Annotated in this window: 9 protein-coding genes; all 9 read left to right on the top strand. The window is 67.9% G+C overall.

The genetic code is table 11. The annotated features are described in order from the left end of the window. The first annotated feature begins 69 nt into the window (after positions 1-69). Positions 70-1,437 (top strand): DUF58 domain-containing protein, encoded by a 1,368-nt coding sequence (locus AC1DDG_RS03260; RefSeq protein ID WP_476874931.1) that lies wholly within the window; start codon positions 70-72, stop codon positions 1,435-1,437. Continuing rightward, the gene (locus AC1DDG_RS03255; RefSeq protein WP_476874930.1) at positions 1,434-3,980 is read left to right on the top strand and encodes a transglutaminase-like domain-containing protein; all 2,547 of its coding nucleotides are present in this window, start codon (positions 1,434-1,436) and stop codon (positions 3,978-3,980) included. Before AC1DDG_RS03260 ends, AC1DDG_RS03255 begins: the two co-directional genes overlap by 4 nt. 145 nt (positions 3,981-4,125) lie before the next feature. After that, positions 4,126-5,217: an RDD family protein gene (locus AC1DDG_RS03250; protein ID WP_476874929.1), complete on the top strand. Its 1,092-nt coding sequence runs from the start codon at positions 4,126-4,128 to the stop codon at positions 5,215-5,217. Further along, the gene (locus AC1DDG_RS03245) at positions 5,214-6,131 is read left to right on the top strand and encodes a PP2C family protein-serine/threonine phosphatase (protein WP_230119904.1); all 918 of its coding nucleotides are present in this window, start codon (positions 5,214-5,216) and stop codon (positions 6,129-6,131) included. Before AC1DDG_RS03250 ends, AC1DDG_RS03245 begins: the two co-directional genes overlap by 4 nt. After that, positions 6,118-7,800 carry an FHA domain-containing protein gene (locus AC1DDG_RS03240; protein ID WP_476874928.1) on the top strand — a complete coding sequence of 561 codons (1,683 nt, stop codon included), beginning with the start codon at positions 6,118-6,120 and terminating at the stop codon, positions 7,798-7,800. Before AC1DDG_RS03245 ends, AC1DDG_RS03240 begins: the two co-directional genes overlap by 14 nt. Continuing rightward, complete coding sequence (locus AC1DDG_RS03235; RefSeq protein WP_476874927.1) at positions 7,797-9,437, top strand: serine/threonine-protein kinase; 1,641 nt, start codon at positions 7,797-7,799, stop codon at positions 9,435-9,437. The genes AC1DDG_RS03240 and AC1DDG_RS03235 overlap by 4 nt, the downstream gene beginning before the upstream one ends. 112 nt (positions 9,438-9,549) lie before the next feature. Then, entirely contained in the window at positions 9,550-10,254 is a 705-nt protein-coding gene (locus AC1DDG_RS03230; RefSeq protein ID WP_476874926.1) for an FHA domain-containing protein, read from the top strand. After that, positions 10,251-14,711 (top strand): FtsK/SpoIIIE domain-containing protein, encoded by a 4,461-nt coding sequence (locus AC1DDG_RS03225; RefSeq protein WP_476874925.1) that lies wholly within the window; start codon positions 10,251-10,253, stop codon positions 14,709-14,711. Before AC1DDG_RS03230 ends, AC1DDG_RS03225 begins: the two co-directional genes overlap by 4 nt. Positions 14,712-14,802: 91 nt before the next feature. After that, the gene (locus tag AC1DDG_RS03220; RefSeq protein WP_476874924.1) at positions 14,803-15,453 is read left to right on the top strand and encodes a hypothetical protein; all 651 of its coding nucleotides are present in this window, start codon (positions 14,803-14,805) and stop codon (positions 15,451-15,453) included. Positions 15,454-15,541 lie beyond the last annotated feature (88 nt).

Here is a 15,541-nt window from a genome sequence, read left to right as displayed (position 1 = left end):
ACGCGGCCCCCAAGGCACGGCAGCTACCGAACCGACACCCACCGAAGCATCGCTAACAAAGGTTTCCACATGTCCTCCGGCACTCCCTTTACCAGGCTTGCTGACCGCATCCGCCGGCCGTTCGGGGAACGGCGCCCCTTCGGCGAAGGGCGGCCCGTCACGAAGGCAGGCGGGCCCGGCAGGCTTCACCCGTCGGCAGTATGGTCAGAGGCCAGCAGCATGGCCGGCCTGGCCCTCGTTCCGGCCTGGCGTGCGGTCAGCCGGTGGTGGACACACCGTATCCAGCCCGTGCTGGCGGTGGTGAGCGTCCTCGGCTGGTCTGTTGTCGGGGCAGCGGTCCTCCTGTGGACTGCCGGACAGGCTTACGGCTGGCAGGAGGCCAAGGCCGCGGCCATCGCAGCGCTCGTGCTGTTCGTCATTGCCGTCGGTTTTATCCTGGGCAGGTCCTCGTACGGCGTCCTGCTGGATCTGGCCCGTACCCGGGTGGCGGTGGGGGACAGCGCAGTGGGGAGCATTGTGGTGTCCAACACCTCCGCGCGGCCTCTGCTGCCCGCAGATCTGGAACTGCCGGTTGGCTCGGCGACGGCCGTCTTCCACCTGCCGCGCATGAAGCCGCAGCAGGTGCACGAGGACCTGTTCACCATTCCCACTGCACGCCGTGCGGTCATCGTGGTGGGGCCCGTGCGTTCTGTCCGGGCCGATCCGCTGCACCTGCTGCGCCGCCAGGTCCTCTGGACGGAGCCCGAGGACCTCTACGTCCACCCGAAAACGGTGGCGCTGGCCGGTTCCGCGGCCGGATTCATCCGCGACCTTGAGGGCATGCCCACCACCGATCTTTCCAGCGCAGACGTATCGTTCCACGCGCTGCGCGACTATGTGCCGGGCGATGACCGGCGCCACATCCACTGGAAGACCACCGCGCGGACCGGCAAGCTCATGGTGCGCCAGTTCGAGGAAACCCGCCGCGCCCACCTGGCCGTCTCACTGTCCATCAACACCGATGAGTACGCCTCCGTACACGAATTTGAAATGGCCATCTCCGCGGCAGCCTCGATCGGCCGGCAGGCCATCCGCGAACAGCGCGAACTGGACGTCCTGACACAGGCGGGGCCACTCCGCTGCGAGACGGGCCGCACCATGCTCGACGGCATGACCCGGATCGTGGGCACCCCGCTGCGGAAGACCGCCGTCGACCTCGCCCGGACCCTGGCGGACACTGTCCCCAACGCGTCCGTCGTGTTCTTCGTGGTGGGCAGCCATGTGACGCCAACCCAGCTCCGCTCTGCGGCGGCCTCGGTGCCGCCGGGCGTCCGCAGCCTTGCCGTGCGGGTGGACGAGCATGCTGCACCGGCGCGGGCGAATATCGCCGACCTTACGGTGCTGACCCTCGGCGACCTGTCAGACCTTCCCGCCGTCCTGCGAAAGGCAGCCGCATGAGCCAGGCAACAGGACTCCGACGGCGGCGGCAGGCTTCGCCGCCGTCGTCCGCCTTCGCCGGCGGCCAGCCGCCGTGGCATTTCCTGCTCGACGCCGGTGCGCTCACCGTCCTGCTGGGCCTTGGCGTCCTCGGGTTCAGCCTCAGCTTCGGCGGCGACCCGTACTATCTCGTGGCAGGATTCGGCGGCATCATTCTTGGCCTGGCCATTGCTGCCTGCAACGCGCATTTCCGGCTGGGGCTTCTGATCACCACCGCCCTGGCACTTGGCGCGTATCTGGTTTGTGGCACCGCCCTCGCCGTGCCGGGCGCAGCCATCGCCGGAGTCATCCCGAGCCCGGACTCGCTTCGGACGCTCCTTCTGGGAGTCGTTTTCGCCTGGAAGGACATGCTCACCGTCGGGGTTCCGGTGGGTACGGCCGGGGGAGTGCTGATCGTCCCCTTCCTCAGCTCGCTCATCGCCGCGGTTGCCGCAGGAGTGCTGACCTGGCGGCTCAGGAGCCCGTACTGGCCCCTGCTGCCCGTGCTGCTCCTGTTTGTCACCGGCATCGCCTTCAGCACCAATGCGGGGTTCCTGACGGTGGAAAGGGGCGTTGCCCTGACTGTGGTGGCCATTGCGTGGGCGTCCTTCCGCCGGGACTGCCTGCGGAGCACCGACACGCGCAAGGTGTCGGTCAACCGTCCCCAGCACGACGCCGAAACCGCCGCACGGGTCCGGACGCGGCGGCTCGCTGCGGGGGCCGCCGTCATTGCGGCGACGGTGGGCGTCACGGCAGCTGTATCGCCACTGATCTCCGCAGGCGACGAACGCAGGGTCTTGCGCAACGTTGTTGTGCCGCCTTTTGATCCCAAGGACTACGTCACGCCTTTGGCGAGCTTCCGCAACTTCGTCAAGGACAAGAAGGACGACGCACTGTTTGTCGTCAAGGGGCTCCCCAAGGATGCCCGGGTCCGGCTGGGCGCGCTCGATGCCTTTAACGGCACCAACTACACCATGGACCCGAACGGGTCCGGCAACTTCAGCAAGGTGGGCGACGCCAAGTCGATCAACACACTGGCGGATCCCACGGGAACTGTCCCCACGAACGAGTACACCCTGGACATCACGGTGGCGGACTACCAGGGCTACTTCGTTCCCGGCGGCAGGAAGACCACCGGCCTCAGCTTCGCCCCGGGCTCCGCGAGCGCCGCGTCAGGGCTGTATTTCAATTCCGGAACCGACACGGCAGTGACCACGAAAGGCCTGTCCACGGGCGATTCCTACACCGTCCAGGTCTCGGATCCGGTGAAACTCGAACACGGCCAGCTGACCCAATACGACTTCGCCAAGGTGACGCTCCCGGATGCCTCCGAGATCCCGCCGGTGGTTGGTGCCCAGGCCAACGATCTCTCGGCCGATGCCCCCACGGCCATTGACCGGGTCCGGCAGATCGAAGCCCATTTCCAGAAGGCGGGTGCCTTCAGCAACGGGCTCATCGCTGACGGACAGCTGCCGAGCGTGTCCGGACACAGCGCTGCCCGCATCCGCGACCTGCTGACTGCCAAGCAAATGCTCGGCGACGACGAACAGTACGCCGTGGCCATGTCCCTCATGCTTCGCCACCTGGGGATCCCCGCGCGCGTGGTCATGGGCTTTTACCCGGACCCGAAGAGCCCCGAAAACGGTGCCGGCGAAATCAAGATCCTGGGCAAGGACGTCCATGCCTGGGTGGAGGTGGCCTTCGACCGTGTCGGCTGGGTCACCTTCGACCCCACGCCGCCCAAGGACAACATCCCCATCCCGCCGGACCCCGAAAATAAGTCAAAGCCCAAGCCTCAGGTCCTGCAGCCACCGCCCCCGCCGCAGGAACCGGCCGATCTTCCGCCGGATTCCTCACCTGACGCGCTGGACGCCGACGAAAAGAAGAACAACCCGTGGCTCTTTTGGGGACCGATCCTGAGTGCCATCGGCATTGCCGTGATTCCGCTCGGAATCCTTGCCATCCCGCTGGTGCTCATCGCCCTGCTGAAGTCGCGGCGGCGAAGGGCCCGATTCACGGACGGACACCCCGCCCAACGCGTGGGCGGCGGCTGGAACGAGGTGCTGAGCCTGGCCACCGACATGGGCGCGGCCGTGGACAGCCGCGCGACGCGGCGTGAGTCGGCAGCCATGGTCGCCGAGACCTTTCCGAGCACGAGTGCCACCACCACACTGCTGGCGCACCGGGCGGACGCTTCGATTTTCGGCGCCGGCCAACCCAGCGAGGAAGATGTCCGCGAGTATTGGACCATCGTTGACGGGTCGCTCAAGGAAATGACCGGGACGGTGGGCTTCTGGCGGCGCCAGCAGGCGCGCTTCTCGCCGAGATCGCTGCTGGGCGACGCCCGGAGCGCTCTCAACCGCCGTCGCGCCACCAATGTCAGGGGCGCCTTCAATGTCCGGAGTGCCTTCAATGCGAGGAGCGCCTTCAATGTCCGGCGGCTGTGGCCGTCGGCCACAGTGCGGCGCACGGCAGCCGGGGACGCCGGGAAGCAAACAGACCATGCCGGGACCGATCATGACTAACAGCTCGACGGAGCAGCGGAAGCCCTGCGGCCGCTGCGGGCAGCCGGTCCGTGCCGGCGCAAGCTACTGCGCCGCCTGCGGGGCGGCGACGCACCCGGCGAAATTTCCCGGTAGCATCCCGGTAGGGCAGGGGGAAGGAACGGAAATGGGAGCCAAACTGGAGCTGGTCCCGGCCGCGCCGGGCAAGCGCCTTGGCGCGGCGGTGCTTGACTGGCTGGCACCCGCGGTTGTCCTGGTGGTTCTCTTCTCCCTCGGGTTCGCCAGTGTCACGAGTTTGCACAGCGGCGGCTTCATCATCTATGACACCGGAACGCTGGTCCTGCTGGGAAGCATCGCGGTGGGCCTGACCCTCATCTACATGTTTGTCCTTGCCGGCTTCGAGGGCCGTTCCGGCAACACCATTGGCAACCAGCTCATGGGCATCCGCAGTACGGACAGGGACGGGTACGCACCCGGCACGGGCGCCGCCTTCCTCCGGGGGACCGTCACGGGGGCCGGGGTGCTGCCGGCAGTCCTCGCCGCCGCCGTGGTGGTGATCTTCAAGTGGTTCGACTCAGCCCTGTGGATCTTGGTTCCCCTTGCCCTTTTAGGATGTGCGTGGGCTTTCCTCGTGGTGCTGTCCAGCTCCTGGGACAGGAAAGGCGGGCTCCAGGGCTGGCAGGACCGTGCGGCGAAAACCCTCGTTTTTGACGTCACCGCCGGACGCAATCCCGTAACGTCGGGTGGCATCCAGGGACCGTATAGCTTCGCCCCGCTGGACCTTCCTCCCGTCCAGCAGGTGGCGTCACCGGTGGCTGTGGCCACCAGGACCGGCGGCCATGTGCACGACGCCGTGCCCTCCATCAGCCATCCGGACGACGGCGTCGACCGCACCCGGCTGCGCGGTGTCGGGCAGGATGCGCCCATTGCGGTGCTCAGGATACGGCTCGACGACGGCCGGGACTTCCGGCTGGAGCGGAACGCGCTGATCGGGCGCAATCCCGCTGCCGGTTCTGGAGAGTCGCAGGCGCAACTGCTCGCCGTGCCGGATCCCGGGCGGACCATTTCGAAGACCCACCTGCACCTGCTCACCGATGGCGCGGGCGTCTGGGTAACGGACCGGAATTCCACCAACGGCAGCGCCGTCACCACACCGGACGGCGTCCGCACGGCCTTGCAGCCGGGCGTCCCCTCATTTGTCAGCCCCGGAACCACCGTTCACTTCGGGGACCGCACCTTCACCGTAGGACAAGCATGAACTCACAGCAGGCAGCCCGCACCGAACCGGCCGGAAGCACGCCAGGCCTTAGCCTGAGCTACGGCTATGGAACGGACCGTGGCCTGCGCCGCGAGCTTAATGAGGACTCGTTCATTGCCTCCGACCCCGTATTCGCCGTGGCAGACGGAATGGGCGGCCACGAGGCAGGTGAAGTTGCGAGCGGCATGTGCGTGCGGGCCCTGGCAAAGATGCCCCAGCTGGCCACAGGAGCGCGGACAGCCACGGCATCGGTGGTGCAGCAGTACCTTGCCATGGCGGACGATTCCATCCGCACTGCGACCGGATCGCGGGCGGGCACCACGCTGACCGGCGTGGTGGTGGTGGAACAAATGGGCATACCCTACTGGCTGGTCATGAATGTCGGGGACTCCAGGACCTACCGGCTGAGCCAGGGCACGCTCACCCAGGTCAGCGTGGACCACTCCGAGGTCCAGGAGCTTGTGGACAGCGGGGAGATCACCGCCGAGCAGGCCACGGTCCACCCCCGCCGCCACGTCGTGACCCGGGCTCTGGGCACGGGCGATGACACGGAAGCCGACTACTGGCTGCTTCCGATCGAGGAGGGTGACCGTGTCATGGTCTGCTCGGACGGGCTTAACGGCGAGCTCTCGGACGACCAGATGCTCGGCGTCCTTAGCTCGGCAGCAGACCCGCAGGAGGCCGTTGACCTGCTGATCCAGGCCGCGCTGCGGAGCGGCGGCCGGGACAACGTTACGGTGATAGTGGTCGATGCCCGGAACGTCCTCAATGAAGATGGCGTCTCCACCACGGCGCCGAGGACGGCCTCCGCGGCGGAAGATGAGGACACGCTGCCACGTCCTGGGGGAAGGGATGGCTCTGCCGACAGCACCGAAGCCGCCGGAACTGAGGAAAATGCGCATGGCCGAAGCTAGCTACGTCCCGGGTGGGTGGTTTGGGCTGGTTCGTTCCGGTACGGCGGTCATCCTGGGCCCGGGATCCCCGCCGACACTCATCCGGACCGTATGGGAGCTGCTCCAGAACGGGCCCGAAGTGCACGAGGTGCTCCACGCCGTGACGGGCGGGCTCGGCATTCCGCTGTCCAGCTGCCCGCCGTTTGGGATCATCGGCTTCCGTGAATCACTGCGGGTCTTCCTCCGCGGCGACCTCGACCTCAGCGTCACCCTTCCGGCCGGACCGCTGAAGCTGGACGGCCGAAATGTCACCACCTGGACCGAGCGATGGCTGGACTCCCCGGAGCGGTTCAGCCTTTCGGTAACGGGCGAGGCGGCCCAATCCGGCGGGTTCAGTGCGTTGGAGTTGCCCGTGGCCGACGGCGTGGTCCTTCTCCAGGCCCTGCGCGTGGATGTGGCTGGCGCCGGAACCACTGCCGTCACCGGAACCACTGCCGTCACCGGAACCACTGCCGTCACCGGAACCGCCACCGGACCCACTGCCGTGACCGGGGCCCTGACGGAAGCATCGGCAGAAACCATGGTGGGGCTGGAAGAGACAGGGCTGCAAGACGCGCCGCTGGACGACCCGCCGCTGCAAGTCGCGCCGCTGGAAGACGACGGAACTCCCGCGGATGCGCCGCCGCCCGCCACAGAAGCCACGAGTTCGTACGACCATCTGTGGGAAAAAACCGTGATGCGGAGCATCGAGGACGCGGCCGTCCGCACCGGGGAGGACGACGACGGCGGGCCTCAGGCAGTCGCTGCGAGCGTGGAAACTGAGGCTCCTGGTCCTGGCTTTGCGCGTGAGGAGGACCTTCCGGCCGCACCAGCCGAGAGCCGGCCAGCGCCGCCAGAGGTGAGCCCGCCGGCGCCCGGAGGGTTGATTGATTCCGTGCCATGGGTCACCGGCGGTGAGAGTGCCCCGCGTCCGTCCGTGCCGCCGTCGTTCATCGCCATGCCGGATCACCGCGCCACCGCGGCGGAGACGTCACAGCCAGCGCAAATCCAGCCAGCGCAAATCCAGCCTGTGCAAAGCCAGCCTGTTCCAGCCACGGCCGGGGCGTCGGCCGGGGCGCCGGCACCGCCCTACTCCGCCGAGGGGGACCACGACGGACAGACTGTACTCAAAAGTGAACTCAGGGCCGCTCGCGGGCAGGCTCCGGCCGCGCCCGGCGCAACGCCCGGGGATGGCCCGCTGGTCCTGGCGCGCGTGTGCGGCTCGGGCCACGCGAACCCGCCCACCAGCGGCCAGTGCTCCAGCTGCGGCTCGCCGCTTCCTGATGTCGCTGTCCAGACGCCCCGTCCGCGGCTGGGACTCGTGCGGCTTTCCACAGGGGAGGTGATCGAGCTGGAGGAATCGCTGGTGATCGGGCGGCAGCCGTCCGTGTCCCGGGTTCAGGGCGGCTCCATGCCCCGGCTCATCCAGGTGGCCAGCCCCGGCGGCGACATTTCACGGTCCCACGTGGAGGTGCGGCTAGAGGGCTGGCACGTGATGCTGTGCGACCTCAAAGCCACCAACGGCACGGTGCTGATCCGCGAAGGGCAGCCGCCGCGGCGCCTTGCCCAGAATGAAATGGCGATCGTCCTCGACGGCGACATCGCCGAGCTTGGCGACGACGTTTCGTTGCGTTTTGAGGAGATCCTTTGAGTTCCAAGCGGCCCGCGGCCCCGCCGCCCCGCCTGCCCGGTTTCACTTACGTCAGCCTGCTCGGATCGGGCGGGTTCTCGGACGTCTATCTGTATGAGCAGGACCGGCCGCGCCGCAAGGTTGCGGTGAAGGTACTCCTGTCGGGGCTGAAGACGGAAGATGCGCGGCGGAGGTTCGAGTCCGAGGCCAACCTGATGGCGCAGTTGTCCTCGCACCCTTTCATCGTCACCATTTTCGAGGCCGAGGTTACGGCCGACGGCCATTCCTACCTCGCCATGGAGTACTGCTCGCGGCCCAGCCTTGACGTCCGCTACCGCGGGCAGCGCTTCAGCGTGGACGAAGTCCTGGCCATCGGCATCCAGGTGGCGTCCGCCGTCGAAACGGCACACCGGGCCGGCATCGCGCACCGTGACATCAAACCGGCCAATATCCTGGTCACCGACTACAACCGGCCGGCGCTGACAGACTTCGGCATCTCCGGAACGCTCGGCAGCGTCGCGGAAGAAGACGCCGGTATGTCCATTCCGTGGTCGCCTCCGGAACAGTTCCGGGAGGGAACTGTCGACGGCGTCATGGTGGACGTGTGGGCGCTGGGCGCCACGCTGTACACGCTGCTCGCGGGACGCTCACCGTTCGTCCTGCCCGGAGCGGACAACTCCCAGCGCGAGCTGATCTCGCGGATCACCGGCATGCCCGTCCCGGGGCTGGGCCGGGCCGACGTGCCCGAGTCGCTGGAGCTCGCCCTGGCAACGGCGATGGCAAAGTCGCCGGCCTCCCGCTACTCGTCCGCCCACGCCTTTGCCCTGGCACTGCAGCGCATCCAGGCGGAGCTGAACCTGTCCGTGACCCCGTTCGAGGTCCTGGAGGAGCGGCAGCAGGAGGACGTCCACCCCGACGACGGCGTCGAGGAAACCCGGGTCCGCAACGTTGCCTCGGTCGACCCGGAGAAAACAGGAAGTGCGCCCACCTTCCCGGCCCGGACCTGGCCCCTGAAGGGCGAAGTACCGGAACCAGCTCCCTCCGCCGCACCAGCTCCCTCCGCCGCACCAGATCGCCCGGCCGTGCCAGATCGCCCGGCCGTGCCAGATCGCTCGGCCGTGCCAGCCGTGCCAGCCACAGAGACCGCCGGCGGCGATGACTGGGCCCAGGCCACGGTCCTCCGGAGCAACCCGGCCGGGAGCGAGGGCGCGCCGAAAAGCGAAGAGCCCGCGCCGGATCACGGGAAGCGGAACCTCTGGCTGGCCATCTCCGGGGGGACGCTCCTGGTGCTCGCGATCATCGTGGGGATCGTGGTGGCGTCAGCTGCGCCGCAGCCCAAGGTCCTGCCCAGCGAACAGCCCAGCAAGCCGCCGGCGGACGCCCTGGACGACGGATCCGTGCCGGACGTCGCCAGGCTTGCGGGCAGCGCTGCTGCCGGCAAGGTCCGGTTCACGTGGACCAACCCGCAGCCGAAACCGGGAGACACGTACAAGTGGAGGATCAAGACCGTCAAGGGCGGCGGGAACTACCTGTCAACGTCCGCGACGCGCGTGGACGTGAGCCCCAATCCCGATGAAGCCACGTGCGTGCAGGTGATCATCGTGCGCAGCGACGGCTCGGCGTCGCCGGCAGGGGAGGATTCCATCGCGTGCGCCTGACGCCCCGGCACCAAAGGCCCGGCACCAAAGGCCCGGCACCAAAGGCCCCGCAGCCGCGGACAGCATGATGGCTCAGCAGAGCATGAACAGCCCAACAAGGAGACACGGAAAAATGGGAGATCTGGCGGTAGATTTCTGCGGCGAGTGGTACGAGCCGTCGGATGACGACGTCTTCAGCATCGGCCGGGAAGGTGATCTGGAAGTGGATGACAACCCGTACCTGCACCGGCACTTCCTGCAGATCGCCCGGTACGACGGCATCTGGTGGCTCAGCAACGTGGGCAGCATGCTCTCCGCCACCGTGGCCGATGCCTCCGGCGGCATGCAGGCCTGGCTTTCCCCGGGCGCCCGCCTGCCATTGGTCTTCAGTCACACCAACATCATCTTCACGGCGGGCCCCACGACCTACGAATTCGCCGTCCACCTGAAGACGCCCTCGTTCCGGCAGGAAACCCGAAGCGAGGACACCGCCGGCGACACCACCATCGGCCCGGTGGTCTTCACCGACTCCCAAAAGGCGCTGATCGTCGCGCTCGCCGAACCCATGCTCCGCCGGGAAGGCACCGGATTCAGTGCCATACCGTCGTCCGCGGCTGCCGCCAAGAACCTCGGCTGGGCAATCACCCGGTTCAACCGGAAGCTGGACAACGTGTGCGACAAGCTGGACCGGGTTGGCGTGGCCGGGCTCAGGGGAGGTGGCGGCAAACTGGCCACCAACCGGCGCGCCCGGCTCGTGGAGCATGCTGTCACCTCGCACCTGGTGACTCCTGACGACCTGCACCTGCTCGACAAGATGAGGGGGATTGACGAAGGATGAGAATCCGACTGACGCTCCGGCGCGAGCCCGCCAACGCCAAAGACCTCGCCGTCACGGTGGACGGACTGGCCACGGTGGCCGACATCGCCACGGAACTCTGGACTGCGGACCCGGGTCGGCGGCGCGAACCCGCCCCGTCCAACCTCTCACTCAGGATTGACGAGGCGTTTGTGGCCGGCGGAATGCGGGGAATCGTCCTCAACCGGGGCGACATCCTGCTGGAGTCCGGCCTGAGACCCGGATCCGTCGTCTCCCTGACCCAGGTCAGCGACCAGTTCGGCACCGCGGAGGCCGGCGGGTCAGCTGCCGGCCGCGGCCCTGCCGCCGCGACGCTCCGTATTTTGTCCGGGCCCGACGTCGGGCGCGAGTTTTCGCTGCCGTCCGGCACCAGTTACATCGGCCGGGACCGGGACGCGGACATCCGGCTCACGGACCCCCTGACATCGAAGCGGCACGCGCGTATCACCGTGGGGGAGAGCGTCGAGATCGTCGATACGAACTCCGCCAACGGGCTCCTGCTGGGTGGGCTGCCTGCCACCCGTGCCACGCTCAGCTCCTCGGACACCGTGACGTTGGGGGACACGGAAATCACGGTGGTGCCGCTGGCACGCAGCGGCGCGGCAGCACCGACGTCGCCCCTCGTTGATTTCAACCGGTCACCGCGCGTGGTTCCCCGGTTCAATCCGTCCAAACGCGTGCCGCCCGCGGGACCAAAACGCCAGGACCATCACCCGTTCCCCTACATCATGCTGATCGCCCCGCTGATGATGGGGGCCGTCCTTTTCGCTGTGACCCAGAGCCTGCTGTCGATGCTGTTCGTGCTGATGATGCCGTTGTTCATAGTGGGGCACTACGTGGACCAGAAACTGCAGACCAAGCGGGAACGGAAGGAACAGCTCAAGGAGTACCGGGAGTCCATGGCGGCGTTCCGTCAGGACATCGTTGCGCTTCAGCAGGTGGAACGAGCCGTGCGGCTGCAGGAGGCCCCGTCCGTCAGCGACACCGTCGACTCCATCTACAAGCTCGGCCCCCTGCTTTGGACGCACCGGCCCGAACACCCCGGCTTCCTGGGCCTCCGGTTCGGGCTCGGGACGGCGCCGTCACGCATTCCGTTTGAGGAGCCCAACTCCTCGGAAACGGAAGCGGAGTACCGGCGTGAAATCCAGGACTGCCTGGACCAGTTCCGGGACATCGAGGGCGTGCCCATCCTTTCCCAGCTGCGCTCCGCGGGGTCGTTCGGCCTGGCCGGCCCGCGCGGGCTGGTGGATGACGTTGCCCGGGGAATGGTTCTGCAGCTTGTGGGCCTCCATTCGCCGGCCGAAGCCGTGGTGGCAGCCATCACCTCCGCCCGTTCCCGGGAACGCTGGAACTGGCTGCAGTGGCTGCCGCATGTCGGCTCGAGCCACAGCCCGCTCCCTGGTGACCACCTGGCGGCCGGTTCTGCCAGCGGCGCAAGCCTGCTGGCGCGGCTCGAGGACCTGGTGGAATCACGCGAAACCGCCATCCAATCGACCGGTCCTGCCCACCGGCCCGGCATCCACGAGGAAAACGGGGACGTCCCGGCTCCTGTGCTGCCCTCGGTCCTGGTCATCATTGAAGACGACGCACCAGTGGACCGCGGACGGCTCACTCGTTTGGTGGAACGGGGGCCCGATGCCGGTGTGCACGTTCTGTGGGTGGCCACCGGCGTTGAGGCCCTTCCGGCCGCGTGCCGCGACTTCATGGAGGTCGACGGCGAACACGGCACCACCACCGGACAGGTCAGGCTGGGACGCCACACCTATCCCGTGAGCTGCGAGAGCCTCGACGCCGAACTCGCCGGCCAGCTGGCCCGCATGCTCTCGCCCGTGGTGGACGCCGGAAAACCCTTGGAGGACGACTCGAACCTGCCGCGGGCAGTGTCTTACGCGGCGCTGATCGGCAAGGACTTCCTGGACAACCCGGACGTCGTGGCCGAACGGTGGCAGGAGAACAACTCTGTCCGCTCCACCGCCGTCGCAAACCGCAAGGACAACGGGTCGCTGCGTGCACTGGTGGGCTCCAAAGGCATCGAGCCGCTTTACCTGGACCTCAAGAATGAGGGGCCGCACGCCCTGGTGGGCGGCACCACCGGCGCCGGCAAGTCGGAGTTCCTGCAGTCCTGGGTGATGGGCATGGCCACCGCCTACAGCCCGGACCGGGTCAGTTTCCTCTTCGTGGACTACAAGGGCGGCGCCGCGTTCGCGGACTGCCTTAACCTGCCGCATACGGTGGGCCTGGTCACGGACCTTTCCCCGCACCTGGTGCGCCGCGCCCTGACATCCCTCCGCGCCGAACTTCACTACCGGGAACGCCTGCTGAACAGGAAGAAAGCCAAGGACCTGCTGGCCCTGCAGCGCGAGGCCGATCCCGAAGCGCCGCCGTACCTGGTGATCGTGGTGGACGAGTTCGCGGCGCTCGCCACCGAGGTGCCGGAATTCGTGGACGGCGTGGTGGACGTCGCCGCCCGCGGCCGGTCCCTCGGGCTGCACCTGATCCTCGCGACCCAGCGCCCCGCCGGCGTCATCAAGGAGAGCCTGCGCGCCAATACCAACCTCCGGGTGGCGCTGCGCATGGCCGATGAGGACGACGCCACGGACATTCTCGGTGTCCCGGACGCCGCGTATTTCGACCCGTCCATTCCCGGGCGCGGCGCAGCAAAAACCGGCCCCGGCCGCATCCAGGGGTTCCAGACCGGCTATGCCGGCGGCTGGACCACCGAGCGGCCTCAGCGTCCGCAGATCGACATTGTGGAAATGGCCTTCGGCTCCGGGCCCGCGTGGGCCGCGCCCGTGCCTGAAACTGTGGCCAAGGAAGAGCCGGCCGGGCCCAACGACATCGCCAGGATGACGGCCAACGTCATCCGGGCGGCCGACATGCTTGCCATTGCGCCGCCCCGAAAGCCGTGGCTGAACGAACTGGCCATGACCTACGATTTCTCCCTCCTGCCAAACCCCCGCACCGACGAACGGCTCCTGCTGGGAGTTGCCGACGACCCTGCGCGCCAGGACCAGCCCACCGTTTTCTACGAACCGGACAAAGACGGCAACATGGCCATTTACGGCACAGGCGGTTCCGGCAAGTCGGCGGCGCTGCGGGGCATTGCCATTGCCGCAGCCGTCACTCCGCGCGGCGGCCCGGTTCAGGTCTACGGCATTGACAGCGGCTCCGCCGGACTGAAGATGCTCGATGAGCTGCCGCACGTGGGCGAAATCATCGACGGCGACGACGCCGAACGCGTGGGCCGGCTCCTGCGCTGGCTGCACGACCTTGCCGAGGACCGGGCCTCCCGCTTTGCCGAAGTCCGGGCGTCCACCATCGTGGAATACCGGAAGCTGGCCGGACTGCCGGACGAGAAACGCATTTTCGTCCTCGTGGACGGCATGTCCGCTTTCCGCGAGGCCTACGAATACACCCGGCTGTCCGGGCTGTGGGATATTTTCCTGCAGCTGGCCACTGACGGCCGTCCCTTGGGCATCCACCTCATCGTTACCGGTGACCGCCCCAACTCCGTCCCGCCGTCGTTGCTTGCCTCCATCCAGCGGCGGCTGGTGCTGCGGCTGTCCTCGGAGGACGACTACATGTCGCTGGACGTCCCCAAGGACGTCCTGGGCCAGGCGTCACCTCCCGGGCGCGGACTCCTCGGAAGCCACGAAGTGCAGCTTGCTGTCCTGGGCGGCAACTCCAACTTGGCGCTGCAGGCGCGCGAAGTCCACAAGCTGAGTGAGGCCATGCTGCGCCAGGGCGTCGAAAGGGCACCGCGGATCGAACGCCTGCCGGAGCAGGTGGATCTGGATGTCCTGCCGGCCGGACAGACTGACCACCCGGTGATCGGCGTCGACGACGAAACGCTGCAGCCCGCCGCGCTGATGGCCAAGGGTCCGCTGCTGCTGGCCGGCCCTCCGGGTGCCGGGCGGACCGTGGCGCTGGTGACGCTGGCTTACGCGCTGCGCCGTTCGAACACGGACACCGAGCTGGTCTACATCGCCTCTCGGAGATCCGCGGCCGCGTCACTGCCCGTCTGGAGCCGCTCCCTCGTCGGCGCGGACGACGTGGAGGAGGCGGTCGATGAGCTCACGGACCATTCCTCAGCCAACCCGGGAAAGCTCGCCATCTTCATCGAGGGGCTCACGGAATTCACGGACACACTTGCCGAATCCGGCCTTGAGCGGCTGGTCACGTCCTCGATCAAGGCGGACCAGTGGGTGGTGGGCGAATCCGAGACCTCCACCTGGTCCTCGGCATGGTCCCTGGCCCAGCCGTTCAAGTCCGGGAGGCGGGGACTGCTGATCAACCCGGGTGATATGGACGGCGACAGCCTGCTCAACACCCCGCTCGGACGGGTCGGTTCCGACTTCATTCCGGGCCGGGGCTACATCGTGGGCAGGGGCAAGGTGCGCAAACTTCAGATCGCGCTGCCGCCGGAAGACCGGAAGTAAGAAATTTGGCGATCCACGGAACCCTATAGGAAGATACCCGGGACACAACTCGGTGCGGGAGAGTCCTGCTCGCTGCTGCAAAGGTAATCCCATGATCCCACCCAATAGCCTGCGGACCGTGCTGGTCCCCGGACTCGCTGCCACGGTGCTGGCACTGACCGCGGCGGTGGGAATTGCCGGGGCCGTGCACGCGGAGTCCGGCTCACCGGCTCCCACCACCGCTCCTCCTCCGCCGGCCACGGCCGCACCCGCCCCCACCGCGTCCGCTCCGGCTCCGGCGCCCGTGCCACCCGCACCCAAGCCGGCACCCGCGCCGGTGCGAAAAGCCCCGGCCCCGGCCCCGGCGCCGGCCAAGCCGCAGCCGGCAGCACCGGTGGCCCCGGCCAAGGGCCCCGCCCCGGCGGTGCGGACTGCGGTTCCGCCCGCATCTGTACCGGACGCTGGCGTCATGCCGACGACGGCGGAACCGGTCGTTGCGGTTGCGCCCGCCACGGCGGGCCGCACGTCAGCCGGACCCACCACGAGTGCCGGGCCGTCCGGCGCCCCCGTGGATTCCAACTGGACCCGGCCGATCGAAACCCAGGCCGAGGCGAGCCACGAAGCCGTCGTCAGCGCGAACGGAAAAGGGCCGGGTGCCGGCATGTTCGGACTCTTCGCGCTCATGGGAGGGGTGCTGCTTGTTGGCCTTGGCGGACTCGCCTTCGCACTGTGGAGCCGGAACCGCCTCGCGTCCCACTGGTAGGCACCTTCCGGCGACCGATCCCGGTAAGCACTGCACCGTCGGCACAATGTCCGGGGTGTAGGGCAAGATAGGTCTGTGAGCACAGCAT

It is taken from the genome of Arthrobacter sp. 10L430 (assembly GCF_056395245.1).
This window is presented reverse-complemented; position numbering and strand designations above follow the sequence as displayed.